This window comes from Kosakonia sp. YIM B13588 (assembly GCF_042788165.1).
Lineage (GTDB): Bacteria > Pseudomonadota > Gammaproteobacteria > Enterobacterales > Enterobacteriaceae > Kosakonia > Kosakonia sacchari.
On sequence record NZ_JBHZPO010000005.1, the window covers coordinates 203172 to 229629 of the forward strand.

Annotated in this window: 29 protein-coding genes and 1 other RNA gene; 16 read left to right on the plus strand and 14 right to left on the minus strand. The window is 54.9% G+C overall.

What is annotated here, in order from left to right:
• Positions 1-8 precede the first annotated feature (8 nt).
• Positions 9-1295 carry an ammonium transporter AmtB gene (amtB, locus tag ACFX4U_RS11525; RefSeq protein ID WP_020456781.1) on the plus strand — a complete coding sequence of 429 codons (1287 nt, stop codon included), beginning with the start codon at positions 9-11 and terminating at the stop codon, positions 1293-1295.
• Between the two features lie 74 nt (positions 1296-1369).
• On the opposite strand, the gene tesB is transcribed toward amtB, so the two are convergent.
• Positions 1370-2230: an acyl-CoA thioesterase II gene (tesB, locus tag ACFX4U_RS11530; RefSeq protein ID WP_305736933.1), complete on the minus strand. Its 861-nt coding sequence runs from the start codon at positions 2228-2230 to the stop codon at positions 1370-1372.
• Between the two features lie 215 nt (positions 2231-2445).
• On the opposite strand from tesB, the gene ACFX4U_RS11535 reads away from it, so the two are divergent.
• Positions 2446-3015, plus strand: coding sequence for a YbaY family lipoprotein (locus ACFX4U_RS11535; RefSeq protein WP_200552965.1), 570 nt, complete (start codon positions 2446-2448; stop codon positions 3013-3015).
• A gap of 32 nt (positions 3016-3047) precedes the next feature.
• Here ACFX4U_RS11535 and ACFX4U_RS11540 read toward each other — a convergent pair whose 3' ends face one another.
• Positions 3048-3359, minus strand: coding sequence for an MGMT family protein (locus ACFX4U_RS11540; RefSeq protein WP_313506604.1), 312 nt, complete (start codon positions 3357-3359; stop codon positions 3048-3050).
• Positions 3360-3530: 171 nt separating this feature from the next.
• Here ACFX4U_RS11540 and ffs point away from each other — a divergent pair.
• Positions 3531-3627, plus strand: an RNA gene (ffs, locus tag ACFX4U_RS11545) — signal recognition particle sRNA small type.
• 30 nt (positions 3628-3657) lie between these two features.
• Here the strand turns inward: ffs and ACFX4U_RS11550 are convergent.
• Positions 3658-4068, minus strand: a complete 411-nt coding sequence (locus ACFX4U_RS11550; RefSeq protein WP_313506437.1) for a GFA family protein — start codon at positions 4066-4068, stop codon at positions 3658-3660.
• A 155-nt stretch (positions 4069-4223) separates the two neighbouring features.
• Here ACFX4U_RS11550 and ACFX4U_RS11555 point away from each other — a divergent pair, with 155 nt between their 5' ends.
• Positions 4224-4817, plus strand: coding sequence for a hypothetical protein (locus tag ACFX4U_RS11555; RefSeq protein WP_313506438.1), 594 nt, complete (start codon positions 4224-4226; stop codon positions 4815-4817).
• A 3-nt stretch (positions 4818-4820) separates the two neighbouring features.
• On the opposite strand, the gene ACFX4U_RS11560 is transcribed toward ACFX4U_RS11555, so the two are convergent.
• The gene (locus tag ACFX4U_RS11560; RefSeq protein WP_313506439.1) at positions 4821-6242 is read right to left on the minus strand and encodes a PLP-dependent aminotransferase family protein; all 1422 of its coding nucleotides are present in this window, start codon (positions 6240-6242) and stop codon (positions 4821-4823) included.
• 84 nt (positions 6243-6326) lie between these two features.
• Between ACFX4U_RS11560 and ACFX4U_RS11565 the strand changes: the two genes are divergently transcribed.
• From ACFX4U_RS11565 to ACFX4U_RS11595, 7 genes are all read left to right on the plus strand, one after another.
• The gene (locus tag ACFX4U_RS11565; protein ID WP_313506440.1) at positions 6327-6938 is read left to right on the plus strand and encodes a hypothetical protein; all 612 of its coding nucleotides are present in this window, start codon (positions 6327-6329) and stop codon (positions 6936-6938) included.
• Positions 6939-7070: 132 nt separating this feature from the next.
• Positions 7071-7616: a GNAT family N-acetyltransferase gene (locus ACFX4U_RS11570; protein WP_313506441.1), complete on the plus strand. Its 546-nt coding sequence runs from the start codon at positions 7071-7073 to the stop codon at positions 7614-7616.
• Between the two features lie 234 nt (positions 7617-7850).
• The gene (locus ACFX4U_RS11575) at positions 7851-8102 is read left to right on the plus strand and encodes a hypothetical protein (RefSeq protein WP_313506442.1); all 252 of its coding nucleotides are present in this window, start codon (positions 7851-7853) and stop codon (positions 8100-8102) included.
• A complete protein-coding gene (locus ACFX4U_RS11580) occupies positions 8099-8317 on the plus strand; it encodes a hypothetical protein (protein ID WP_313506443.1) in 219 nt (72 codons plus the stop codon). The genes ACFX4U_RS11575 and ACFX4U_RS11580 overlap by 4 nt, the downstream gene beginning before the upstream one ends.
• 256 nt (positions 8318-8573) lie before the next feature.
• Complete coding sequence (locus ACFX4U_RS11585; protein ID WP_305736927.1) at positions 8574-9653, plus strand: LacI family DNA-binding transcriptional regulator; 1080 nt, start codon at positions 8574-8576, stop codon at positions 9651-9653.
• Between the two features lie 105 nt (positions 9654-9758).
• Positions 9759-12833, plus strand: a complete 3075-nt coding sequence (locus tag ACFX4U_RS11590; protein WP_313506444.1) for a beta-galactosidase — start codon at positions 9759-9761, stop codon at positions 12831-12833.
• A gap of 60 nt (positions 12834-12893) precedes the next feature.
• Positions 12894-13247, plus strand: a complete 354-nt coding sequence (locus ACFX4U_RS11595; RefSeq protein WP_313506445.1) for a DUF1428 family protein — start codon at positions 12894-12896, stop codon at positions 13245-13247.
• Positions 13248-13255: 8 nt separating this feature from the next.
• Here the strand turns inward: ACFX4U_RS11595 and ACFX4U_RS11600 are convergent, their stop codons facing one another.
• Complete coding sequence (locus tag ACFX4U_RS11600; RefSeq protein ID WP_313506605.1) at positions 13256-13801, minus strand: flavin reductase family protein; 546 nt, start codon at positions 13799-13801, stop codon at positions 13256-13258.
• Positions 13802-13844: 43 nt separating this feature from the next.
• Positions 13845-15404: an EAL domain-containing protein gene (locus ACFX4U_RS11605; protein ID WP_313506446.1), complete on the minus strand. Its 1560-nt coding sequence runs from the start codon at positions 15402-15404 to the stop codon at positions 13845-13847.
• 99 nt (positions 15405-15503) lie between these two features.
• Between ACFX4U_RS11605 and ACFX4U_RS11610 the strand changes: the two genes are divergently transcribed.
• Entirely contained in the window at positions 15504-16220 is a 717-nt protein-coding gene (locus ACFX4U_RS11610; RefSeq protein ID WP_313506447.1) for a GntR family transcriptional regulator, read from the plus strand.
• 2 nt (positions 16221-16222) lie between these two features.
• Here the strand turns inward: ACFX4U_RS11610 and ACFX4U_RS11615 are convergent, their stop codons facing one another.
• A complete protein-coding gene (locus ACFX4U_RS11615) occupies positions 16223-17422 on the minus strand; it encodes an enolase C-terminal domain-like protein (protein WP_313506448.1) in 1200 nt (399 codons plus the stop codon).
• 276 nt (positions 17423-17698) lie between these two features.
• On the opposite strand from ACFX4U_RS11615, the gene ACFX4U_RS11620 reads away from it, so the two are divergent.
• Entirely contained in the window at positions 17699-19069 is a 1371-nt protein-coding gene (locus tag ACFX4U_RS11620) for a PTS transporter subunit EIIC (RefSeq protein WP_313506449.1), read from the plus strand.
• Positions 19070-19071: 2 nt separating this feature from the next.
• On the opposite strand, the gene ACFX4U_RS11625 is transcribed toward ACFX4U_RS11620, so the two are convergent.
• From ACFX4U_RS11625 to ACFX4U_RS11640, 4 genes are read right to left on the minus strand one after another with little or no spacing between them, the layout of a single operon-like run.
• Positions 19072-19731 (minus strand): methionine ABC transporter permease, encoded by a 660-nt coding sequence (locus ACFX4U_RS11625; protein ID WP_305737640.1) that lies wholly within the window; start codon positions 19729-19731, stop codon positions 19072-19074.
• Positions 19728-20519: an ATP-binding cassette domain-containing protein gene (locus ACFX4U_RS11630; RefSeq protein WP_349350614.1), complete on the minus strand. Its 792-nt coding sequence runs from the start codon at positions 20517-20519 to the stop codon at positions 19728-19730. The genes ACFX4U_RS11625 and ACFX4U_RS11630 overlap by 4 nt, the downstream gene beginning before the upstream one ends.
• Positions 20516-21322, minus strand: coding sequence for a MetQ/NlpA family ABC transporter substrate-binding protein (locus ACFX4U_RS11635; RefSeq protein WP_305736921.1), 807 nt, complete (start codon positions 21320-21322; stop codon positions 20516-20518). The genes ACFX4U_RS11630 and ACFX4U_RS11635 overlap by 4 nt, the downstream gene beginning before the upstream one ends.
• Positions 21323-21344: 22 nt before the next feature.
• A complete protein-coding gene (locus tag ACFX4U_RS11640; RefSeq protein ID WP_313506451.1) occupies positions 21345-22373 on the minus strand; it encodes an isopenicillin N synthase family oxygenase in 1029 nt (342 codons plus the stop codon).
• Positions 22374-22633: 260 nt separating this feature from the next.
• Here ACFX4U_RS11640 and ACFX4U_RS11645 point away from each other — a divergent pair, with 260 nt between their 5' ends.
• Positions 22634-22894, plus strand: coding sequence for a type B 50S ribosomal protein L31 (locus ACFX4U_RS11645; RefSeq protein WP_017459984.1), 261 nt, complete (start codon positions 22634-22636; stop codon positions 22892-22894).
• A 3-nt stretch (positions 22895-22897) separates the two neighbouring features.
• A complete protein-coding gene (gene ykgO, locus ACFX4U_RS11650; protein ID WP_025263710.1) occupies positions 22898-23038 on the plus strand; it encodes a type B 50S ribosomal protein L36 in 141 nt (46 codons plus the stop codon).
• Here ykgO and ACFX4U_RS11655 read toward each other — a convergent pair.
• Positions 23035-23736, minus strand: coding sequence for a GNAT family protein (locus tag ACFX4U_RS11655; RefSeq protein WP_313506452.1), 702 nt, complete (start codon positions 23734-23736; stop codon positions 23035-23037). The genes ykgO and ACFX4U_RS11655 overlap by 4 nt on opposite strands.
• A 99-nt stretch (positions 23737-23835) precedes the next feature.
• Between ACFX4U_RS11655 and ACFX4U_RS11660 the strand changes: the two genes are divergently transcribed.
• Entirely contained in the window at positions 23836-25284 is a 1449-nt protein-coding gene (locus tag ACFX4U_RS11660; protein ID WP_313506453.1) for a PLP-dependent aminotransferase family protein, read from the plus strand.
• On the opposite strand, the gene ACFX4U_RS11665 is transcribed toward ACFX4U_RS11660, so the two are convergent.
• Both ACFX4U_RS11665 and maa read right to left on the minus strand, forming a co-directional pair.
• Positions 25250-25729 (minus strand): YlaC family protein, encoded by a 480-nt coding sequence (locus ACFX4U_RS11665; protein ID WP_313506454.1) that lies wholly within the window; start codon positions 25727-25729, stop codon positions 25250-25252. The two genes, ACFX4U_RS11660 and ACFX4U_RS11665, sit on opposite strands and share 35 nt — an antisense overlap.
• Before the next feature lie 100 nt (positions 25730-25829).
• Positions 25830-26396 (minus strand): maltose O-acetyltransferase, encoded by a 567-nt coding sequence (gene maa / locus ACFX4U_RS11670; RefSeq protein WP_313506455.1) that lies wholly within the window; start codon positions 26394-26396, stop codon positions 25830-25832.
• Positions 26397-26458 lie beyond the last annotated feature (62 nt).

Here is a 26458-nt window from a genome sequence, read left to right on the forward strand (position 1 = left end):
TCGGAACAATGAAAAACACAACATTAAAAACAGCGCTTGCTTCGCTGGCGTTACTGCCTGGCCTGGCGATGGCGGCTCCCGCTGTGGCGGATAAAGCCGACAACGGCTTTATGATGATTTGCACCGCGCTGGTGCTGTTTATGACCATTCCGGGCATTGCGCTGTTCTACGGCGGTTTGATCCGCGGTAAAAACGTGCTGTCGATGCTGACGCAGGTTGCCGTCACCTTCGCACTGGTGTGCATTCTGTGGGTGGTGTATGGCTACTCGCTGGCATTTGGCGAGGGCAACAGCTTCTTCGGGAGTTTTAACTGGGCGATGTTGAAAAACATCGAACTGAAAGCCGTGATGGGCAGCATTTATCAGTATATCCACGTGGCGTTCCAGGGTTCCTTCGCCTGTATCACCGTTGGCCTGATTGTCGGTGCGCTGGCTGAGCGTATTCGCTTCTCTGCGGTGCTGATTTTTGTGGTGGTATGGCTGACGCTTTCTTACGTGCCGATTGCACACATGGTGTGGGGCGGCGGTCTGCTGGCAACCCACGGTGCGCTGGATTTCGCAGGCGGTACGGTTGTTCACATCAACGCTGCGATTGCAGGTCTGGTGGGGGCTTACCTGATTGGCAAACGCGTGGGCTTTGGCAAAGAAGCATTCAAACCGCATAACCTGCCGATGGTCTTCACTGGCACCGCTATCCTGTATGTTGGCTGGTTTGGTTTCAACGCCGGCTCTGCAAGCTCGGCGAACGAAATCGCTGCACTGGCTTTCGTAAACACGGTTGTTGCCACTGCGGCCGCCATTCTGGCGTGGGTATTTGGCGAGTGGGCAATGCGCGGCAAGCCGTCTCTGCTCGGTGCCTGTTCTGGTGCCATCGCGGGTCTGGTTGGTATCACCCCGGCCTGTGGTTATGTGGGTGTCGGCGGTGCGCTGATTGTGGGTCTGATTGCCGGTCTGGCTGGGCTGTGGGGCGTTACCGCTCTGAAACGTATGTTGCGTGTCGATGACCCGTGCGACGTCTTCGGTGTACATGGCGTGTGCGGCATCGTGGGCTGTATCCTGACGGGTATCTTCGCTTCTACGTCGCTGGGTGGTGTCGGTTTCGCTGAAGGTGTGACCATGGGCCATCAGGTGCTGGTGCAGCTGGAAAGCGTTGCCATCACTATCGTGTGGTCTGGCGTGGTGGCCTTTATCGGTTACAAACTGGCGGACATGACGGTAGGCCTGCGCGTACCGGAAGAACAAGAACGTGAAGGGCTGGATGTGAACAGCCACGGCGAAAACGCCTATAACGCCTGATTGCGTTGAGTTATCTCCTGAGCATAAAAAAGCCTCCATTCGGAGGCTTTTCTTTTTTTAAGTTTAAAGCGCGGTTAGTTGCGATTGCGCATGACGCCTTCCTGCACGCTGGACGCGACCAGCACACCCTCTTGCGTATAGAACTCGCCGCGCACAAAACCGCGAGCGCTGGAGGCTGACGTGCTTTCCACACTGTAGAGCAGCCATTCGTTCATATTAAACGGGCGATGGAACCACATGGAGTGGTCAATGGTGGCAACCTGCATACCGCGCTCAAGAAAGCCCACGCCGTGCGGCTGAAGCGCAACCGGCAGGAAGTTAAAGTCTGAGGCATATCCAAGCAGATATTGATGCACGCGGAAATCGTCCGGCACCGTGCCGTTTGCGCGGATCCATACCTGGCGGGTGGGATCGGCAACGTGGCCTTTCAGCGGGTTATGAAACTCAACCGGGCGGATCTCCAGTGGTTTATCACTGAGAAACTTCTCTTTGGCCTGTGGTGGCAATAAATGGGCAAGTGCGCGGGCGATATCCGTTTCGGATTGCAGCGAATCCGGTGACGGTGCCTGCGGCATCGTTTTTTGGTGCTCGTAGCCGGTTTCCGGCGCCTGGAACGACGCGGTCATGTAGAAGATGGGTTTGCCGTTCTGGATGGCCGCGACGCGTCGGGCGCTGAAACTGTTGCCATCACGTAACACTTCCACGTCATAAACAATCGGTTTTTCACTATCGCCCGGACGTAAAAAGTAACTGTGGAACGAATGCACCAGGCGCTCGGCAGGAACAGTCTCTTTGGCGGCATACAAAGCCTGGCCTACGACCTGGCCGCCAAAAACTTGGCGCAAGCCGAGATCTTCGCTCTGCCCGCGAAACAAGCCCTCTTCAATTTTTTCCAGGTTCAGTAATGCCAGCAGATTAGATAACGCCTGACTCATAGATTTCCTCAAATTAATAACGGCTGACGGAGCGAATTATCCGAATAGTATAACCTGGAAAAATTGCTGGTCCGATGGGTTCAATAATCTGAATAGATGGCAGTTTGCAGGAATATATCTCGCACGTGTGCCACACTTGTTCAGGTTACGATGGTTTGACCACACATCCTGGCGGGCGAAACGCCTGCCGGTGCATTGAAGATAAGGAGAAATCAATGAAACTCGTGCACATGTTAAGTGGTTTAGCAGTCGCGGTCGCGCTGTCTGCCTGCGCCCAAAAGGGCGGCGATATTCCGACACCTGCACCTAACCCAAATGCACCTGCGGCAACAAATAAACCGGCGATCACGCAACCGAATGTTTCGGGTACGGTTTGGATCCGTCAGAAAGTGGCGCTGCCGCCAAATGCGGTACTCACAGTGACGGTTTCTGATGCCTCGCAGGCAGATGCGCCGTCGAAAGTGCTGGCGCAGAAAGCCGTCCGTACTGAAGGTAAACAGTCACCGTTTAGCTTTGTGCTGCCATTTAACCCGGCGGATATTCAGCCGAACGCCCGCATCCTGCTGAGCGCGGCGATTACCATTGACGACAAAATCGTCTTTATTACCGATACGGTTAAGCCGGTTATCAACCAGGGCGGTACCAAAGTTGACCTGACGCTGGTGCCGGTACAGCAAACCGCTGTGCCGCTGCAGCAAAGTGGCGGGGCGGCAACCACGGTGCCTTCTACTTCTCCGACTCAGGTAAACCCGTCGGAAGCGACACCGGCGCCGACGCAGTACTAATGTGACTGTGCTCCTCCCGGCCGGGAGGAGCCTTAATAAATCCAGCGATAGTGCTGTAAATCGGTTTGCCCACTCCCCGACACCACCACGCCTTCCGCCAGTAGCGCCTGACGCTGACGCTGTAAATCCGGCCCGGTCAGCGAGATACAACCATGACGATTCACTACCCGATGCCACGGTAACGTGCTGCCTTCTGGTAAGCGTTTCAGCACGCCGCCCACCTGGCGCGCCGCGCGCGGTGAACCAGCCAGCTTCGCCACATCACCATAGGTCGTGACATAGCCTTCGGGTATGGCGGCAACGATTTGCCACACCCGCTGCGGGAAAGAGTCCTGTGTATCCATTGTGATGTTGATGTCCTGAACGAAGAAGAGGCAGCATAAACAGCGAATCGTGTGCTGTGAAGAGAGGATTGCGCAAGAAACCAGCATCCGCCCCGGCGCGGCTTGCAATTGCCATCCCGGATAGGGATAATGCGCCAGCGCGTTGGTTAACAACGCTCTCAATGGGGGCTCTGTTGGTTCTCCCGCAACGCTACTCTGTTCACCAGGTCAGGTCCGGAAGGAAGCAGCCAGGGCAGATGACGCGTGTGCCGGGATGTAGCTGGCAGGGCCCCCACCCAATTCTGCTCCCCTTGTTTTCTTACTCGCGTGAATAACGCAAATACCCCGCAATGCCATCTTTTCCGCCATCCGAAGGGTGATGAATACCTTCTGAAACCGGAATTTGCGCAAAATCGAAGGGCGAGACTCCTTCAATGCAGGCCACATTCACGCCGTATTGATCCGGGTTAGATCGCCGCTGGTGAAACGTATAGATACCGCATACCGAGCAAAAATAGTGCACGGCGGTGCCGGTGTTAAAGCGATACTCGGTCAATTTTTCCTTGCCTTTAACAACCTCAATGCCCGATAGCGGGGCCGACACGGCAACAGCGCCGCGCATTCGGCAAAAAGAGCAATTACAGCGCCGCACGGTGTTAAAACCATCCGAAAGTTGCACAGAAAACGCCACCGCGCCGCAGTGACACTGCGCCATTAATTTTTCCGACATCGCTTCCCTCACAGAGCAAATCAAACGGGTCTTTCAACCTTAGCTTTTTTTTACCTTTTTTGGTGGGGGAAAACGCGTGGGTTCACTGGTGATGTTTTTATGCAGAAACGGTACGCTGTAGCCGCAAAAATAATTCTGATAAAAGGGCAAGGAGTATGCGCAACATCGTATTGGCAGTGACGTTATCGGTATCGGCGGCACCTTTTGCCGCCACGTTGCAGTCGGGAGTTTATGAAGAGCTGCAACTGGCGGTCTCCCCCTCCGGGCAGGTCACGGGCTACTACTCTGAAACGATGGGTGTTGGCGTGACGCGAAACTGCGCGTTTGCGCTGGCGGGTAACGTGTCTCCGAACGGAGAAGCGGAAATATCCAGCTGGTCTTCTGATGTGCTGCCGGGACATATTTCTGCCACAGCGGACGGCGTGACATTGAAGATTGCGAACGGGCAAAACCATGACGGCTGCATGAATGTGATGGTGCCGCAAATCAACGAGGGGATTGCACTGAGTAAAACCCAGTCGACACAGTGGGTTTCTCTCGCCGAAGTGGTTGATGAGCGGGTTTATCTCAGCAGCACACCGGATGTCAGCACGCGTCGCAAGGCGTGGATTGTCAAAGATGATGTTGTCGGTGTGCTGAAAACCGAGAAAGGCTGGACACAGATCCAGTTTATTAACGAGTCAGGAAAAAGCACCACTGGCTGGGTTAACAGCCAGTCGATAAAACCGCTGACGCCGCCTGCTGCCTGAGTTTTACACCACGCTACGTTTTAATGGCGCTTGCGTTTCGCGAAGCGCCAGCCACAACGGTTTCAGTCGCAGCAGTGCATTTTCCAGCTCACTGGGATCCAGCGCGAAAGGGATGCGCAAATAGCGCTCAAACGCTCCCGTCAGCCCAAAACGCGGGCCAGCGCCGAGATGGATACCAATCGTTTCCGCGCGCGCGGCAAACTGCGTTGCCAGCATATCGGGCAGCTCTATCCAGAAAGAGAGGCCGCCTTCCGGCAGCGAGAAACGCCAGTCGGGGAAATGTTCCCGCAGCAACGCCGCACAGCCATCGCGTCGTGCTTTGAGCATGTCACGACGCGCGGGCAGGAAAGTTTCTGCATTCTCCATCAACCACAGTGTTGCCAGTTGTTCCAGCAGTGGTGAGCCAAGTTCCAGCGTATCGCGCGTCTGTACCAGCGTGGCAATAGTTCGCGATGAAGCGCGGATCCACCCTAAACGCAGCCCACCCCAGAACGTTTTCCCCGCCGAACCGAGCGTAATGACCGTGCTGCTACTATCAAACGCCGCCATTGGCGGTGGCGGCGGAGACTCGTACCACAAATCAACCATCGTTTCGTCGACCACCAGGGTGGTGCGCGCTTGCGCGGCAACGCTAACGATGGCCTGCCGCGTGGCGATATCCATACAGCGGCCGGTTGGGTTGTGATAATCAGGCATTAAGTACGCCAGCCGTGGCGCGGTCTGCGCCAGCGTCGCGGCGAAACCGTCAGTGTCCCAGCCCGTTTGCGGCAAGGACACGCCAAGTGGCCTGCACGACGCGCCCTGGATGGCGGCAATCGCCAGCGGATAGGTCGGATGATCGACCACCACGCGATCGCCTGGACCGGTCAGCATACGCAGAACCAGCGCCAGCCCACTGAGTGCGCCATTGACCACCATCACTTCATCAGCATGCGTCGGCAAGCCGCGAGCGGTGTATCGCGCGGCAATCGCTTCGCGCAGCGCCTGCACACCTAATTGCCCGTAACCGGTGCGAGAAAGATAGGGCGGAATGGCCGCCAGCGCGTGGGTATAAGCCTGGTGGATTTCAGGGCCAGCGCTGAGCGCGGCAGTGGAGAGATCGAGCGCTGTGCCTGCCGTGCTAAGCGTTGGGATCGCCCGGCTGTCGGGCAGGATCACGCGCGAACCACTGCCGTGGCGGCTCTCCAAATAACCTTCATCACGCAAGTGTGCGAGTGCGCTGGCAACCGTTGTGCGGCTGATCTCAAGCATTGAGGCCAGTTCACGCTCTCCGGGAAGGCGTGTCTCAATTGCCAGTCTGCCGTCAAGGATCAGCAGACGCAGCGCGTCGGCAAGTTGTCGCCATAGAGGCGTACGGGAAGCGGGTTGTTGCCAGTGTCCCAACAGACGGTGTAAAGAGTGGCTACCCAGGCGGCGTGATGACATATACAGTCCACTATTTTAAAACTGGACATTAATAATAAGGCCATTTCCGGTAAAGATTAAAGCCTGAACAACCGGAGAAAAACAATGCTGCGTCGATTAATTCAACTTTACATAGGCCTGGTTCTTTACGGCGTTTCCACCGCCATGTTTGTGCGCGCGGATCTGGGCGCGGATCCGTGGAACGTTTTTCACCTTGGCGTGATGAATCTGTTATCGCTGGATATTGGTACGGTGATGATCGTGACCGGTGCGCTGGTGCTGCTGTTGTGGATCCCGCTGCGCCAGCGGCCCGGATTGGGAACGATAAGTAATGTCATTGTATTAGGCCTTGCCGCCGATGCCGCGCTGTCGTTGATGCCGGTGCTGGATTCGCTGGTGGCTCGCGGCACTTTGCTGGTTTGCGCTGTGGCGGTGAATGCCATCGCGACCGGAATGTATATTGGCGCGGGGTTTGGTGCCGGGCCGCGCGATGGGTTAATGACCGGTATTCATGCGCGCACGGGCTGGTCGGTGCGTACTATCCGTACGGCGATTGAAGTTTCTGTGCTGTTTATCGGCTGGCTGCTGGGGGGAACCGTTGGCGTGGGTACGGTGGTTTACGCGCTGGCGATTGGCCCGTTGATCCAGCTTTGCCTGCCGTGGTTTCGTCAGAAACCGACGCTAAAGCCTGAGCCACAAAGCGAGCCCGCGCTATAACTGTGTATTAAATGCGGTGCGCTGCGCCATTCATCCCCTCAATTTTGGTGTGAAACTGGCGGTTTACTTTATAAAACGGCCAGGGGATTCTGGTGTAACAACATCCGTTGGCGTTGCAAAGGAGTATGGTCAATGACAACACCCGAGCTCGAAACCGCAAGACTACTTCTCAAGCCGCTGGCATCGGAAGATGCCACGCACATTCAGCGTATTTTTCCGCGCTGGGAAATTGTGCGCTACCTGATTGCCAGTGTGCCCTGGCCCTACCCGGACGGTGCAGCGCAACATTATGTCGATAACGTTGCGCTGGCGGCAAACCGCGCAGGGGAGGGCTGGTTTTGGACGCTGCGTCGCAAAGCAGACCCGGCAGAGTTGATGGGTGTTATTTGCTTAATGAGTACGCCAGACAATAACCGGGGTTTCTGGCTGGCACCGGAGTGGCAAGGGCAGGGTTATATGACGGAAGCTTGCCATGCGGTGAACGATTACTGGTTCAATGTGCTCGATCGCGATGTGCTGCGCGCACCGAAAGCTGTGACGAATGCCCGTTCGAAAAAGATTTCTGAACGTAGCGGAATGCGGCTGGTTCGCCGCCAGAAGGGGCAATATGTGGCCGGGGAACTGGACACCGAGCTATGGGAGATAACCCGCGACGAATGGAATAATCTTCACCGCTGAAACCTGTCAGCCTGAGACGGCTGGCAGGATATTTAAAATTCATTGTCGATATATTTATTTACGCTGGTTTATTTGTCATTTTACTGAAATATTAATTTAATCTTTTTGTCATAATTCTCAGGCAGATTAATCTAGGGTTTTTTTAAGTTGTTATAATTCTGAAATATATTTCTGGATCAGTTCCATAAGTTCGTGTATTAATTAGCATGTTTATTCACACAAGAAGGGATAATCATGGCCAGTGCTGTATTAAACGTCAAAATTGATGAAGCGCTAAAAGAGAAACTTCGTGATTACGCAGAAGTAAATAGTGAAAATCTCGGTACCGCGACAGAAAAGCTGTTGCTGCTGGCTTTTCAGGCTGCGGAAGAGGCGGGAGTATCGGAAGACGACATTGACAACCAGCATACCGAAGAAGAGAGTTCTACTCCGTTAACTCCTAAAGAAATTAAAGCGTTACGTAAACTTCTGAAGAAGAAAAAATGAACCAACAACTGCTATCAACCGCCAGCAACTATGGCGAGGCCTGCGAGATGCTGCGCTCAGGTTTTGTCAAACAAGTTCGTCTGGACTGGAATATCGGAAGTGATGAGTTTTTTCGCATCGCATCAGACTGGTGTGACGCCGGAGCGAAAATTAAAAAAGAAGGGCGCAGCTTTATTATTTCGATAAAAGGCTTCCCAATCCCACGTCAGCAGTAATGTATTTGTCATGAAACTGTCATTTTAATTGCATTAAAAAATGTGATGGTGGTTTCATAATAAAAATACGTAACCATCTCAAATGCACATTACGGATGATGTTTCCGACGAGCCTTTTGTGGCTCGTCGCTATTTCTTTTCCCACAAATTATTCTTCGATTGTATTTAGTCCCGTCTGGTTTTTTCTCCGAAGCGCTCACAGGCGCTGACCTGCAAACCGGGTATACTGGAAAACTGTTTGCAGCCGGGAAGCGCTATGAAAACCATCACTCTTTATGATGTCGCCAGCCATGCGGGCGTCTCTTACCAGACCGTTTCGCGCGTGATTAACGATGCGGCGCATGTCTCTACAAGAACGCGTGAGAAAGTGCTCGCCGCGATGGCGGAGCTGCATTACATCCCCAATCGCGGTGCTCAGCAACTGGCAGGTAAACGCACGAAAACGCTCGGTTTGTTGACGACCGATCTGGCGTTGCATGCGCCATCGCAAATCGCGTCGGCGGTAAAATCCCGCGCCGGGCAGGCTGCTGCCAGTGTGATCATCTCTATGCTGGAGCAGCACGATGCATCCAGTTGCACTGCCGCTTTACAGGAGTTGCTGGCGCAGCGCGTTGAGGGCGTGTTGATCAACGTGCCGCTTGATGATGCGCTGGCGCAGCAACTCGCGGCGCAGGCGGCTCCCACGCCCGTGTTGTTTCTGGATGTTGGCGAGACGGCGGCGGTGAACAGCCTGGTGTTTGATGCCATGCAAGGTGCGCGGCTTGGCGTAGAACATTTGCTGGCGCAGGGGCACCGTCAGATTGCGTTACTCGGCGGGCCGCAGACCTCGGTTTCCGCGCGCACCCGCTTTGCCGGTTGGCTGACGGCACTTCAGCAGGCGGGTCTAACGCCTTGTGCCAGCGCGTACGGTGACTGGAGCGCGGCTTCCGGTTATGAAAAAGCGCACAGTTTGCTCGCGGGCAGTCAGCTACCCGACGCGGTGCTGGTGGCAAACGATCAGATGGCGCTTGGCGTTATCCGCGCCTGCGTCGAGAAAGGGATTGCTGTGCCGGCGCAGATCTCGGTGGTGGGCTATGACGATACTGCCGACAGCGCCTGGTTTTCCCCGCCGCTCACCACTATCCGTCAGGCGTTTAAAGAGGCCGGGGAGCGAAGCGTCGACTGGCTACTCAGCCCGTCAGCCCGGGGCGATGTCACTGGTCAAACGCGGTTGCCGGTGATGCTTATTGAACGCCACTCCACTGCGCCAGCCCGACAACAGAAACTGAGCGGTGAAACCCTTGCCAGACGCTTAAGCGAACTGGCGCAGCAGGTAGCGATGCTGGATCGCCGTTAACACTTTTGTGATCCCCTTCGCTTTGATCCTGCTACCCGCTTTACCTGTGGTGAAAAATGCGTCATTGTGCCTTTAATTGTGAGCGCTTCGCAAAATGAGGTTTTTATGTCCGCTTCCGCGTTAAATTCGATTCTCTCCCGCCGCGACTGGGAAAACCCGGTCCTCACGCACTGGCACCGTTTAGCGGCGCATACGCCGATGCGCAGCTGGCGCGATGAAGCCTCTGCGCGCGACAACGCGCCATCGCCTGCACGTCGCTTACTGAACGGTCAATGGCAATTCAGTTTTTTCGCTGCGCCTGAAGCAGTGCCGGCGGAGTGGATCGAAGATGATTGTGCCGATGCGGTAGCAATGCCAGTCCCTTCAAACTGGCAAATGCAGGGGTTCGATACGCCGATTTATACCAACGTTACTTATCCGATTCCGGTAAATCCTCCGTTTGTACCGCAACAAAACCCGACCGGTTGTTACTCGCTCACATTTGAAGTGAGCCTGGCTGAATTGACGCACGGGCAAACCCGTATTGTTTTTGATGGCGTGAACTCGGCTTTTTATCTGTGGTGTAACGGGCAATGGATCGGTTACTCCCAGGACAGTCGCCTGCCTGCAGAGTTTGATTTGAGCCACGCGCTCAAGGCCGGCGAGAACCGGCTGGCGGTGATGGTATTGCGCTGGTGTGATGGTAGCTACCTGGAAGATCAGGATATGTGGCGGATGAGCGGCATTTTTCGCGATGTCGCTTTGCAACATAAACCGGCCACGCGGATTGCCGATTTTCATCATGTTACGCAGTTAAATGCGCAGCTGACTCACGCGCAGTTGCAGGTTAATACCCGGCTTGAAGGCGATTTTACCGATTGCCGCGTCGCTTTTGTTTTATGGCAAGGGGAAGAGAAAGTTGCCGAAGCGCAACAAACGCCGGGTAGTGCAGTGGTTGATGAGCGCGGATGCTGGGCGGAGCGCCTGAACGTCACGTTGCCGGTGGCTTCCCCGTTGTTGTGGAGCGCCGAAACGCCGCATCTTTATCGCCTGACGCTCACACTGCTCGACGCGCAGGGAAATATCCTGGAGGTGGAAGCCTGTAATGTCGGGTTCCGCCAGGTTGAAATCAGCAACGGCTTGCTGAAACTCAACGGTAAACCGTTGCTGATCCGTGGCGTTAACCGCCACGAGCACCACCCGGAAAACGGGCAGGCGATAGATGAAGCCACTATGCGTCGCGACATTGAGCTAATGAAACAGCATAACTTTAATGCGGTGCGCTGCTCTCACTATCCTAACCACCCGCTGTGGTATCAGTTGTGCGATGAATACGGTTTATATGTAGTGGATGAAGCCAATATCGAAACCCACGGTATGGTACCGATGAGCCGCCTCGCTGATGATCCGCTCTGGTTGCCGGCAATGAGCGAACGCGTAACCCGCATGGTGCAACGCGATCGTAACCATCCATCAATCATCATCTGGTCGCTGGGAAATGAGTCTGGGCATGGCGCGAACCACGATGCGCTCTATCGCTGGCTGAAAACCACCGATCCGACGCGCCCGGTGCAATATGAAGGTGGCGGGGCGAATACCGCCGCAACCGATATTGTTTGCCCGATGTATGCACGCGTTGACCAGGATCAGCCATTCCCGGCGGTGCCGAAATGGTCAATCAAAAAGTGGATCGGTTTGCCGGATGAAAACCGTCCGCTGATTTTATGTGAATACGCCCACGCGATGGGCAACAGCTTTGGTGGCTTTGCCAAATACTGGCAGGCCTTTCGCGCCGCGCCGCGCTTGCAGGGCGGTTTTGTCTGGGACTGGGTCGACCAGGCGCTAACGAAAACGGACGAGAACGGGCAACCGTTCTGGGCTTATGGCGGCGATTTTGGCGATACACCAAATGACCGACAGTTCTGTATGAATGGGCTGGTTTTCCCGGACCGCACACCGCATCCGGCGCTGTATGAAGCGCAGCGCGCCCAGCAATTTTTCCAGTTCAGCTTGCTGAGTACGCAGCCGCTGGTTATTGAGGTGGAGAGTGAATACCTGTTCCGCGCCACCGATAATGAGTTCCTGCGCTGGCGTGTGGAGCGAGATGGCGAAGTACTGGCGCAGGGAGAAACCGCACTTGATATCGCACCGCAAGGAAAACAGAAAATTGCGCTTACGCTCCCTGAGTTGCATGCGGCGCCAGGGGAAGTGTGGCTGAATGTGGATGTTTTCCAGCGTGCGGCAACTCGCTGGTCGGCGGCGGACCATCTTTGCGCGTGGGATCAGTGGCGTTTACCTGCACCGCTGTATAGCGCGCCGCGCGTGGCAAGAGGTGCGCGCCCTTCGTTGCAGACGAGCGCGCAGGATTACACAGTCAGCGCAGGTCACCAGCGCTGGCAGTTCTGTCGCCAAAGCGGCCACTTGGTGCAGTGGTGGCGCGATGATCAACCAACACTGTTAACGCCGCTAACGGACTGTTTTGCCCGTGCGCCGCTGGATAACGATATCGGTATCAGCGAAGTGACGCGTATTGATCCCAATGCCTGGGTGGAGCGCTGGAAAGCGGCTGGCATGTATGACCTGCACGCACAGTTGCTCTATTGCGAGGCGGAAGAGGGGGCGGCGGAAGTCGTTATTCATACGGGCCATTGCTGGGTAGGCGCGGGAAAAACGGCTTTTATCAGCCACAAGCGCTGGCGCATTGATAGCGACGGTGTATTGCACGGTGATGTGGAGGTGCAGGTGGCAACCGATATTCCGCCACCGGCGCGTGTTGGCCTGGTTTGCCAGCTCGCAGAACACCATGCACAGGCAAGCTGGTTAGGGTTAGGGCCGTATGAAAACTACCCCGACCGTAAACTGGCAGCGCGCCAGGGATTGTGGACATTGCCGCTTGCCGCGCTGCATACGCCCTATATTTTCCCCGGCGAGAACGGCCTGCGTTGTGATACGCGCATGTTGCGCTATGGCGCGCATCGACTGGACGGCGATTTCCACTTTTCGCTGGGGCGATACAGCGATAAGCAACTGCGCGAAACCACACATCACCATTTACTGCATGAAGAGGCCGGTTGCTGGTTGCATGTCGATGCGTTCCATATGGGCGTTGGCGGCGATGACTCCTGGAGCCCAAGTGTGTCGGCGGAGTTTATTCTCAACACGGACAAGGTGCGTTACGCCTTTTGCTGGCGGCAAGACTAAACTTATCGGGCCTGATGCGGTGGGGCTGTCCTGCCGCACGGCCACTTCGGAGGTCAACTCATGAAGTATGTTGATGGTTTTGTGGTTGCCGTACCGGCGGATAAAAAAGAGGCCTACCGCCAGTTAGCGGCGAAGTCTGTCGCGCTGTTTAAAGAGTTTGGCGCCATGCGAATTGTCGAATGCTGGGCGGACGATGTTCCCGACGGCAATTTCACCGATTTTCGCATGGCAGTGAAAGCTGAAGACAACGAAGAGGTAGTCTTCAGCTGGATTGAATACCCGTCAAAAGAGATACGCGACGCCGCGAATCAAAAAATCATGGCTGATCCGCGGATGCGCGAGCTGGGCAACGAGATGCCCTTTGATGGCAAGCGCATGATTTACGGGGGCTTCGTTCCCATTCTTGACGAATAAGTGGCCGCTCAGGAAACTTTGGTAAACAGTGCCTTGCGTTCCAGCACGTCGCCATCTGTACGGAATACGCCCCCACCGACATAGTGCAGGGTTTGCGGCCACTCCGGCTGGGGGTTAACCCGCGCAGCAACCACTTCAAAAATAAAGAAGTTATAGTTATCCACCATCGCGTCATCGTAGAGGCGACACTCGAACTGCCCGAAACACTCTTTTATCGACGGTGCGCTGACCTTGTCGCTCTTTTCTGCTGTCAGGCCAAATTCCGCGAACTTGTCGACGTCATCGCCGGTGCAGTTACCGATGCGTGAAATGGTATCAATCATGCTGGCTTCCGGCAGATTAATCACACATTCACCGCTCTGGCGAATGCGCGAAAAACTGGCGTTCCCCGCTGAGATCATGCAGCCAACCAGCGACGGCGAAAATTCCAGAATCGTGTGCCAGCCGAGGGTCATAATATTGTTTTGCCCTTGCCAGTGGCTGCTGAGCAGCACCACCGGTCCGGGTTCCAGCCAGTGCCGGACATCATGCAGCGGCCAGGATTGCTTTTTCATCATGCTTCCTCCGCGTGTTAAACCACTTTTAACCGTAGCAAAACTAGGCGGCGTGCAGGTTGTTTTCCGCCCAAAGAATAAACGCGTCAGGCGGCAGCGCTTTGCTGTAGAGCCAGCCCTGGCCGTATTCCACGCCATACTTCTTTAGCCACTGAAGCTGGCCTTCGGTTTCAATGCCTTCCGCCACCATCGCCAGCCTGAGCGCTTTTGCCATATCGATGATGTGCGGCGTCACGGCTTTGTACTCCAGCGCATCAACAAACGATTTATCGATTTTGATGATGTCGACATCCAGATTTTGCAGATAACTCAGGCTGCAATAGCCGGTACCAAAGTCATCAATGTAAATCGCGTGACCGGCGGCGCGTAGCGCACTGATTGCCGGGCCACTCACCGCTGGATCGGCGAAACCGCGTTCGGTAAGTTCAAGGGCGATTTGTGATGGCGAGAGTTGCCAGTGGGCGATCAAACGCGCCAGCAAATCCGGCAGGGTGGGATCAAGCAGATCCGCAGGCTCAAGGTTAATCGAAATATGCTGATCCGGGTGTTGATGCAGCCAGGAACCGAGGGTGGAAAACACGGTTTCGATCACCAGTTTTGTCAGCTGCGGCATCAAGCCGCTGTGCACTGCCAGGGGAATAAAAATATCAGGCGCAAGGTCACTGCCATCTTTCTGCCGCCAGCGTGCCAGCGCCTCAGCGCCGACTATCTTGCCGTTATCAAGCTCGACAATGGGTTGAAAAAAAACAGTAATTTCGCGTCCGTGAATGGCGTCCTGCAACTGCGCGCGCGGTGAATGCAAACGGCGCAGCAGCCTTAACATGACAAACGCGAGCAGCAGGCTTACCAGCAAACCGAGTGGCAACCAAACCATCAATAATCGGTGCCAGTTTTTTTCCAGCGGCGCAATCGCCATCCAGGTGACAATTGCCAGCCCCATGTCCGCATCCCGTTGGATCCGGTAGACCTCGCCGTTGGTCATGATGCGCGTGGGCCCCTGCTGGTTTATTTGTGCCAACCTGGCCGCAGTCAGCCGGGGGCTTCCGGCAATGCGCTGGTGCGTTTTGGTATTGATAAGCGCGATATAAACGGGGGAAGTGCCATGCGGCAAAATATCGATAAACGACGTTGGATCGACCATTACCACATAATGCGCGCTGCCGATCGCGACCATATATTTCGCCAGACCCAGATCGTTATGACGAGTTAGCCAGGCGCGAAAGCCATCGGAGGTGATCTTCCCGGGGGCGGGGAAAGGCGGAATATGGCTATCGGCTTGCAGTGATGAGCAGAGCGGTTGCAGCCCGTCCAGATACAGCACTTCACGTACATAGCGCCATGAATAAGAAATACGCCGCATTGCCAACAAATGTTCTGCTGTACAGGGCGCGCCATCGTAGGCATCCAGCTCACGAAGCGCGGCTTTACTCTGGTTGATAACGCGTTGGGTTCGCATTTCGGCCAGAGTAGAGTACGCATCCAGATCATTCATAAAGTTTTCTTCAGCCTGGCGGTGACTCATCCAGATACTCAGGCTCACCGGCAGGAAAATGGCGAGCACCAGAGCAACTGTCGCAAGACTCATCAGTCGTCGGTTGGTCATGATCAAAAATCCTTCTTTGATACTGATAAACGAGGAGTATCTTTTAGCCGCTGATGTTATAACACGCGGCAGCGATTGTTTTCTTTCAGGAAAGAAAGGATGAAGAAAAAAGAGTTTGTGACCCAGGATTTGCTAAGCAAAATTTATCAAATCAGTGCGCCTGGCCCGCGCAAACTCCCGCCTGAACGACAACTGGCTCAGGAGTATGGCGTCTCGCGCTTTACCATCCGACAGGCGCTGGAAAAACTCGCGAGTATTGGTGTGGTGAATATTGTGCAGGGTTCCGGCATCTGGATTAACGAGCAGGCGCGCAACAATCCGCTGGTTTACAACTCGATCACTGAAAAGCGTTTTGATCAGATCCGTTTCCGCATGATTAGCCTGCATAAAAAGCGCCCGGATCGCGATGAACAGCAAATCTTTGGCCTGAACGAGGAGAGCTTTATCTGGCAGTTTTGCCGCTTGCGGTTTGTCGACGAACAAGCGATACAGATTGAGATTTCCCGCATGCCGGTGGAAGGGTTTGCCGATCTCAACCAGCAGGTCATTGAGCGTTCTATCCAGCAGTATGTGCTGGGCAAAGGCTACCGGATTTCACATCTGCTGACCACCTACCGGGCGGTGAGCGTGAGTCGCGAACAGGCGGCGCTGTTGGGATGTAAAAAGGGCAGCCCGGCAATGCACATCAGTAACCGCGGCATCCTGGAAGGCGGGCAGGTGTATGAGATCAGCGACATTATTGATATCAACTACACCTGCACGTATGTCATTCCGCATAACCGCGAAAACCTCACCTTCCGCCAGGGCGGCGGCTAACGTTACGGCGTGTGGATGGCGCCGTCGGCAAGGCGGCTTTGCGTCCACTCATGCGGGCGATAGACTCCTGGGTGTGCCAGCGCTTGCAGCTCGTCAAAACTCACGCCAATGCCCGGTTTTTCCGGTGCATAAATGAATCCATCTTTAACTTCCGGTGCACCAGGGAAAACCGCGTCTGTGCCGGCGGAGCGGGGGATGTACTCCTGAATCGCCGCATTATGCAGATGAATATTGAGATGCGTGTTCACCGCTACACCAATGGGCGTCATATCTCCCGGCCCGTGCCAGGCCAGTCGTACGCCGAATGCCTGACACAGAATCGCCAGTTTTAATGCCGGTGTGATGCCGCCAATTTGTGAAATGTGGCAGCGGATAAAATCGATGCGGCGATTGACAATCAACTCGTGCCACTCTGCCGGGTTGTTAAACAGCTCGCCCATCGCCAGCGGCGCGCTACTGTGCTGGCGCACCTGACCCAGCCAGGCGCTTTGCGCTGGCGGCAGAATATCTTCAATAAAATAAGGCTGATACGGCTCAAGCTGCTTCGCTAGCTGCACCGCCTGCTGCGGGAATAAGCGCTCGTGAACATCGTGCAGGATCTGCAGGCGATAACCATATTTTTCCCGCAACGCTTTAAACATCGCCACGGTGTTGGTCATGTACTCCTGCTGATCAAAATAGGCGCCGGTCGTGGCGTTTTCAGGCGTATGCAGTTGCGCAGGCGTCCCGCCATAAAAACCGAGCTGGCAGCGAATATGGCGATAGCCCTGAGCCGCCAGCTTATCAACCGCGGTGAATAATGCTTCCAGCGTTTCGCCACTGGCATGGCTGTAAGCGGCAATGGCATCACGTGATTTCCCGCCGAGCAACTGGTACAGCGGCATACCCGCCAACTGACCTTTGATATCCCACAGCGCCATATCAACGCCGGAGATGGCGTTGTTCATGATCGGGCCGTTACGCCAGTAGGCGTTGACGTTCATCATTTGCCAGAGATCTTCGATGTGGTTGGCATCGCGGCCAATCAGCAGAGGTTTTAGATATTCATCGACGAGGGTTTTTACCGCCAGCGGGCGTTGCTGAAACGTGGCGCAACCGTGTCCTGTGATGCCTTTATCGGTTGTCACCCGCACCACCACCAGGTTGTGGCGGTCAGGCCGGGTGATAAAACATTCGATATTCTGGATAAGCGTGGGCGTCACGGGAGCTCCTTTACAACGTGAGATAAGCGAGTGAGGGCTATTATCTTCGCCCTAATTTTGGCGAAAGGTAAACTGTTTTGTGGAATAAATTTTTTGGTCAGTTATTGCTTTTGTTTTTAATTAAAAACCAAACCAATTTAAGGTTTGTTGTGTTTTTATGGCTTGTTAATTGGTAATTGTGACGCAATTCATATTTTATTGGTTTGTTTTAAGATTGGGCTTTCTCTACCATTTGTGGCAATGATTAAAACGACAACACATCCGGCAGGAGTTTTTATGGGGACGCAAGAAGCCATCGGCAATATTATTCGCCTGGTGGGCGGACGGGATAATATCAACAACGTCTGGCACTGCATGACACGCCTACGTTTTGACCTGATCGACGATGACAAAGTGGATCAGAATGAAATTAAAAAATTGCCGGGTGTACTGGGCGCGCAACTGCAAAGTGACCAGTTCCAGATTGTCATTGGCCCAAAAGTGAATAGCTGGTACGAACAATTGCTGGCTATGTTGGGCAACGCGCCAGAGCAAACCGCAGGGCAGGGGAAAGCGCGCAAAAGCCTGGTATCGATGTTTATGGATACGGTATCTGGCGTGTTTGGGCCGATTGTGCCCGCTATCGCTGGCGCGGGGATGATCAAAGGGCTGCTGGCCGGGTTGATTGCGCTAAAAGTGGTGTCGGCGAAAAGCGATACGGTGATGGTTATCGATCTTATCGCCAGCGGTGTTTTCTATTTCCTGCCGTTTTTCCTTGCGGTTTCGGCGGCGAAAATATTCAAGACCAATGAATACCTCGCGGCGGCGGTTGCCGCTTGCCTGATGTACCCGTCGCTGATTGAGGCGGCAAAAGCGCTGGCGGCCCATCAGGATGGTGCGGTCAGCGCATTCTGGCTGCTTAACGCGCTGCCGGTGTCGGTGTTTAACTATTCGGCCAGCGTCATCCCGGTTATCTTCTCGATCCTCGCGCTGAGTTATATTCATCGCTGGGTCGATAGCATCATGCCCGATGTGTTGAAAACGGTCTTTACTCCAACATTGACGCTGTTTCTCGGCGCGCTGGCGGCGCTGGTGGTGATTGGCCCGATTGGTATTTACCTGGGCAAAGCGCTGGCGTGGTTTATAGAAGGGCTGTTTGGCGTGTCGGCGAGTTTTGCCGGGCTGATTGTCGGCGCGATTCGCCCGGTGGCGATCCTCACCGGGATGCATCACGCGATGACGCCGATTGCCTTACAGAACTTTAGCGAGCGCGGTTACGACATGCTGATGCCGATGATGTTTATGGCAAACATGGCGATTGCCGGGGCAACGTTTGCTATCTGGCGGTTGAGTAAAAACCGTCAGGACAAAACCGTTACGCTGTCGGCGGCTATCTCCGCGCTGCTGGGGATCACGGAACCGGCGCTGTTTGGCGTACTGACGCGCTACAAAAAAGCCTTTATCGCCGCCACCGTCGCAAGCTCGCTGGCTTCTGCGTTCATCGCCTTCTTCGGCGTGCGGCTGTATGGCTATATTTTGTCGAGCATTTTCAGCCTGCCGGCCTATATTGGCCCGTACTTTGTCTTTGCGGTTTCAGGTGTGATCATCGCGCTTGTCCTGTCGTTTGTGCTGACCACCTTGCTGGTGGGCAAAGCGGCGCAAGAGTAACCTTATCGTCGGTGCGCCAGGCGGCGCACCAGCCTGTCGCCCGCCATTTGTACCCCCTGAACCAGCGCCACCAGAATCACTACCGTGCCGATCATCACCTGATCGTTAAACCGCTGATAGCCATAACGAATCGCCAAATCGCCAAGACCGCCGCCGCCAATTACGCCAGCCATCGACGAGAAGCCAATCAGCATGACGATAGTGAGCGTAATACTTGCCAGCAGCGTGGGTAACGCCTCCGGTAGTAGTGCTTTCGCAATCACATGCCACAGATTGCCGCCCATCGAGAGAATCGCTTCAATACGCCCGTAATCTACTTCATCGAGCGCGTTTTCCGTTAACCGTGCGAAGAAGGGAAACGCGCCGATGGTAACCGGCACCACGGCAGCGGTGCTGCCAAGCGTGGTGCCAATCAGCGCGCGGGTAAAGGGAATGAGCGCAATCAGCAGCACAATAAAAGGTAGCGAGCGGCCAAAGTTAATCACCGCACCCAGCAAGGCATTCAGTTTTGGCATTGGCGCCAGCCCGTTGCCGCGGGAGACAAATAACAGTACGCCGACGGGCAAACCGATCAGTACGGTGAAAAAGGCCGCCAGCCCAACCATATAAATTGTCTCCAGCGTGCCGTTAAGCAGCAGCGGCCAGAGATCGTCCCAGCTCATGCGACCACGCATAACGGCCTCCCGCTAAAACCATGGCGGGCTAAAAACGCCTGTTCGGCTTTCGGATCGTGCAATAGCGCCTGGCGCAGTTGTGACCACGGCGCGACCAGTAAATCAGCAATTTTTCCGCTCTCGATAAGCTCGCCGTTTTCAAGCAGCGCGGCGTGATCGCACAGGGTTTTCACCACTTCCAGCTCATGGGTGATCAGTACAATGGTAAGTTTCAGCTTTTGATTGATATCAGCCAGCAGCTCAAGCACGGAGGCGGTGGTTTGTGGATCTAACGCGCTGGTGGCTTCATCGCACAGCAGCACGTCAGGCCTTGTCGCCAGCGCGCGGGCGATACCGACGCGCTGTTTTTGCCCACCGGAAAGCTGCGAGGGAAAGGCATCGGCTTTTTCACTCAACCCGACCAGCCAGAGCAGCTCTTCGACCCGCGCCTGACGCTGCGCTTTTGCGACGCCGGCGATTTCGAGCGGCACGGCGATGTTGTCGGCCACCGTGCGCGCATGTAATAAATTGAAGTGCTGGAAAATCATGCCGGTACGTAGTCGATGCTCGCGCAATGCCGCTTTGTCTAATTGCGTGATGTCGTTGCCGTTGACAATAATGCGGCCCGCCGTGGGCCGCTCCAGCAAGTTAAGGCAGCGAATCAGCGTGCTTTTGCCTGCGCCACTGCGCCCAAGGATGCCGTAAATCGCCCCCTTTGGTACGCTCAGCGAGACCTCTTTCAGCGCCGGTCGGCCTGTTCCGGCATAGGTTTTACTCAGCCCTTCAATCTCTATCATGACTGCGGCGCGACCGGGATCACCGAGCCGTTATATTGCTTACGGATAAACTCCGCCACCTGCGGCGAAGTGAGATCTTTCGCCAGCTCTTTGATGCGCGGATCGTTAGCTAACTGTGGATTGGTGACCAGAATATTGGCATACGGGTTGTGGCTCGCGCTCTCCAGACCGAGCGCATCTTTTGCAGGAGTTAACCCGGCCTCCAGTGCGTAGTTACCGTTAATCACCGCCAGATCGACATCATCCAGCGAGCGTGGGATCTGCGGCGATTCGATCTCGAGGATCTTCAGATGCTTTGGATTTTCGGCAATATCTTTCGGCGTTGCCAGCGTAGTTGCCGGGTCGGTGAACTTACTGTTGAGCTTTATTAGCCCCTGAGCTTGCAGCAGGAATAGTGCGCGGCTCAGGTTAGTCGCGTTGTTCGGAACGGCTACGGTGGCGTTGTTGGGCAGCGATTTGAAATCTTTATATTTGTGCGAGTAAATGCCGAGAGGTTCGATATGGACCGTCGCGGCCACCGCAAAGGTTTTACCCAGCGCTTTTTCCTGATCCTTCAGGTAGGGAACATGCTGGAAATAGTTCGCATCGACGTCGCCGTTCGCCAGCAGTTCGTTGGCATTAGCGCCACTGGTTAGCTCTACCACTTGCAGATCCAGTTTGGGGTCGATCTTTTTGATGTAGTTGAGAATTTCTGCGTGTGGCACCGGGTCGGCAGCAACGCGCAGGGCGGCAGCCTGGGCGGAAGACCAGGCCAGTGAAAGAGACAGTGCAACCCCTGCCAGAGCGAATGCGGCATGTTTCATGATGTGTGTTCCTGTGTTGTTATTAGACGATCAGTTGTTCTGTGCGTTCGCGCAGCACATCGCGGTAATAGCGTTCCGCCACATCCGGGTGGGAGCGCAGACGCCCTTTCAGGTAGTTCCATCCCACGTCGCGCAGCAGCGGATTTTGTGGGTCGCTCTCTGGCCCGCGCGCTTCCTGTGCCAGCTCAGCAGGCAGTGTATAAAGCGGGACGACGGCATCCAGTTGCGCGCCGAGGAAGAAGGCGATAGAGAGACGCTGCCGGCCGGCCGGGGGGGAGACCACGCGGTGCACGGTGGCGCGCAGATAACCGTTTGTCGCCAGTTCCAGCAACTCGCCAATATTGACCACAAAGCTGCCTGACAGCGGTAAGGCATCCACCCAGCGACCAGGTTCGACTTCGACCTGCAACCCTTTTTGCTCGTCCTGCAGCAGGAAACTGAGGAAACCTGAATCTTTATGCGCGCCGACACCCTGTGAGCTCTGCGTGTTTTGCTGACCGGGATAGCGGATCAATTTGATATGTTCGTTGGGCTTGCTGCCATACAACGCATCAAAAGCGTTGGCTGGCAGGTGCAGTGCTTCGGCAAAGGCGCGCAGCAAAGTGATCGCCATGTTGGTCATTGCCTGTTGCCAGTTAAGCAGGGCGGGTTTTAGCGTCGGCTGCGCCGTCGGCCACAAGTTTGGGCCTTGTAAACGTCGCCAGCGCGGGTCATTTTCACTGAGCTGTAAGGCCGAGCGTTCCGCGCCAATATCAAACTGTTCGCGCCAGTCAGGCTGCCCGCGGGTGATTTCCGATGCCGCGCGGTTGTAACCGCGAAAATGCGGAGAGTGGATCATCGCCACTTGCTGTTTTTGTGCATCAGAAAGGGCAAAAAATTGCCGGGCTTCGTGCTGGACAGCCTGCTGTAGCGCGTCATCGACGCCGTGGTTAATAAGGTAAAAGAAGCCAATATCGCGTGCGGCATAGCGCAGCTCGGCAAGAAAAGTGTCGCGCTCAGCGCGTTGCGTATAGCGGGCGAGATCGAGAATAGGCAGTGTTGTCGCGGTCATTGTGTTCTCCGGGGACGGTAAAAAGATGTCGGTTCTGGCTCAGGGTTCGGGGACAACAACAGCGCATTTTCTTTTCCTCACTTTTGGGTGTCGTCACAGCTTGCCTGACGACAAGCACTTCAACCAATAACGTTATTTTCTAATTTATGACCGGGCAGGATCATGTGCTTTTGCAAAAAACGCATAACGCGGAACGCTTGAAATGGGCAAACAAGTCCGATAGACTTTTGTTATGTTATAACAAAACAAAAGAGTAAATAATGAGACCTGATATCCATCCCCATTACCGTACCGTTGTGTTCCATGACACCAGCGCCAATGAGTATTTTAAAGTGGGTTCGACCATTAAAACGGACCGCGAAATTGAGCTGGAAGGCGTAACGTATCCGTACGTCACGATTGACGTCTCTTCGGCTTCGCACCCGTATTACACCGGTAAACAGAAAGTGATTGCTAACGAAGGCAGTGCGGCACGTTTCCAGCAGCGTTATGGCCGCTTTTTTGCTGATAAAAAGGAGTAAATGATGCAGGTGCTGAATTCACTACGCAGTGCGAAACAACGCCACCCTGACTGCCAAATCGTTAAGCGCAAGGGGCGTTTGTACGTGATTTGCAAATCTAACCCGCGCTTCAAAGCCGTGCAGGGTAAAAAGAAAAGACGCTAAGCGCGAAGCGATGCCAGGGAATAACGCTGCTTGCCGTCAGCACTAAAATTATCGGCGGCAAGCCAGCGTTGCAGCGCGCTATCCACTGCTGGCCATTCACTGTCAATAATTGAAAACCAGTCTGTGTCGCGGTTATGTCCTTTACTCACCAGCGCCTGACGAAAGCGGCCTTCAAACTGAAAACCTAAGCGCAGCGCGGCCTGGCGTGAAGGTTCATTCAGGCTGTTGCATTTCCACTCATAGCGGCGATAGCCAAGCGTGTCGAAAACATAGCGCATCAGTAACCATTGCGCTTCTGTCGATGCCGGGGTACGGCTTAGCAGGGGCGAAAAATGCACGCTGCCCACTTCTACCACACCGTTTTTTTCATCAATGCGCATCAACGATAAGCTGCCAACCGGCAAGCCGGTTTGTTTATCGATAACGGCAAAATGAAGTGGATCGCGAAGGTCACATACGCTGGCGACCCACGCGCCAAACGCGGCTTCATCCTGCTCGGGCTCGCGTAACAACCATGTCCAGCTACGGTTGTCCCCCGCACGTTGATGCGCCTGAAACAGCGCGGCGGCGTGGCCTGGCTGCAAGGGTTCGAGACGACAATAATCGCCTTTCAGTACTACTCGCCCGGGTAAAGGTCGCGGTTGCCAGTCCGGCAGCGCTGCGCCAATCGGCTGTTGATATATGTTGAATGCGTTCATTGTGGCTCCTTTTGATGTGCTGCCAGCGTAGCGTGGTACTGGTTCCCTAAAAAGAGCCATGCCGTTATAGTCTTATGGGGCCACGATTGAGAGCGGGAAATGAACATTCCGGACGATGAGTTATATGCACTACTGCGCCAGCCGCTGGCGGCGCGCACGGGCGCGACGCGGCAGCGGACGCTTTATCTGGCGCTGCGTGATGCGATACTTAACGGCAGGTTAAAATCGGGCAGCCTGTTGCCGGGCTCACGTGTGCTGGCGCAGGCGTTGGTGCTTTCACGCAATACCGTTAACACGGCGCTTGAGCAACTGGCGGTGGAGGGCTATGTATTGCGTGATCGGCAAGGAACGCGTGTCGCCACACTGTCAAATGTTGAACGTTCATCGCAGACACCGCCACCGGTCAGGCTGGCTTGCGGCGTACAACAGTTGCCCGGCGGTGTGCAGCGTTATTCACCCGCGCTGGCATTTACTCCTGGCATTCCCGCCGCCAACTATTTTCCGCTGGCTATCTGGCGGCGTCTTACGGAGCGAGTATGGCGCGACGAGGGCAACGCGCTACTGAATTATGGGGCGTCTGCCGGTGAACTGCGCCTGCGCGCGGCAATTGCGCGCCATCTGGCAATTTCCCGCGGTATTCATTGTGACGCCGAACAGATTGTGATCACTGAAGGTGCGCAGGAAGCACTGATGCTGTGTGTACGTTTGTTGTGCGATGCCGGTGATGAAGCGTGGGTGGAAGAGCCTGGCTATGGCGGAGCAAAAACTGCGTTTTTATCGGCGGGGCTAAATGTCACGGGAATCGGCGTCGATAATGAAGGAATGCGGCTGGATATTACGGCAACTACGCCGCGCATTATTTATTCCTCGCCATCGCATCAATATCCCTTAGGCCAGGTGATGAGCGCCACCCGACGACTGGCTCTACTGGATTATGCCAGTCGCACAGGGAGCTGGATTATCGAGGATGATTATGACAGCGAGTTCCGCTATCCCGGCGAGCCTATTCCTGCAATGCTCGGCATGGTGGCTCATCCGCCGGTGGTCTATATCGGGACATTCAGCAAGACGCTGTTTCCCTCGCTGCGTATTGGCTTTATGGTCATGCCGCCTGCCCTGGCGCAGGCGGCCGCGCCGGTTATTGGTAGTTTATTGCGCGGCGGCCACCGGGCGGAGCAACTGACGCTGGCGCGTTTTATTGAAGAGGGACATTACACGCGCCATCTGGCGGCGATGCGGCGTCTCTATCGCAAGCGGCAGGCACATTTGCTGGAGGCGTTACACAGTGAAATGCGGGTTGAGCATCATATTTATGGCGGCGGAGGGGGGCTGCATTTGGCGTTGTCGATACCGGGAATTGACGATCAGGCTCTTGTGCGCGAAGCGCATAAACTCCAGCTTGCGCCGCATGCGTTAAGCCGTTTCTGGCTTAAGCAAAACGCGGCATCAAGTGGGCTGGTTCTGGGTTATGGTAATACCTCCGCCGCGCGGTTTCCGGCGGCGGTGAGTGCGCTTAACCGGCTGATTGTGCGCCAGCAGGGCGGGTAAGGGTGAAGACATCGTAAAAAGAGAGTTCGCCTTTACGCTCAACCATTTTCTGTAGCTGCACTTTGTGTTCGTCATCCACTCTCGGCGAGTGAAGAATGGCTTCAATCAAACCATCAGGCACAAAACGGGTGTTGTACCACTCGCCGTTATAACAGACGCGAAAATCGAGAACATCGATATCGTCGTAGTTGTAGCGCGGGTAAACATCGAAAAAGAAAAAGCCGTTTAGCACGATGAACAGCACAACCAGCAACCATACAGAACCGGAGAGGGTTTCGGATTGCAGCATCACGGCGAGCGTAGCCAGCCAGGCCAGATACATACCGATAAACAAGCCGGGGTGATTGCGAATAAAACTGATGCTGAAGCGCGGCCGGTTATCTCGTTTCTCGCGCTGATTTATCTCTTCAATCGTTTCGGTGAGCAGCCGCTGTATCTCTGTCATCTTACGCCTTTGTTGATACTGTTTTGCAGGTGGACAGTCTATTTTAAGTTGCCACCATGTATGAAAAAAGTAACAGTTTCACCACAAAAAACGATAACAGTTACAGCGCACTGGGGGGCAATGTCTTGATGATTTGCGCCGGGTTACCGCCGACGACCACATTAGGTGGTACATCTTTGACCACAACCGCACCGGAAGCAATGACGGCGTTATCCCCGATAGTGACGCCAGGATTAATCACCGCTCGCCCGCCAATCCAGACATTATGACCAATGGTGACGGGTTTACCATATTCAATGCCGCTTATGCGTTCCGCGGCATCAACCGGATGCGTTGCCGTGTAGATATGTACGCCAGGCGCCAGCATGCAATTGTCGCCGATATGAATAGGGCAGACATCGAGCATCACGCAATCAAAATTAGCGTAAAACGACTTACCGAGGAAAATATTGTACCCATAGTCACAGCGAAAACTGGGTTCGATATAAGCCTCTTCATTTTGACCAAGAAGATCTTTGAGGATGGCTTTGCGTTCAGCTTTTTCCTCCGGGCCTGAATGGTTATAGCGATGAAGCAACTGCCGGGCGCGCAGGCGATCGGCACGCAAGGTTTCATCCGACGGACGGTAGGGCAGGCCGGCTGTCATTTTTTGTTTTTCATCATTCATTGGGAGCGGATACACCTGTCACCAAGGTTGAACGCCATGTTGCGGTAGAAAAATCTTCGATA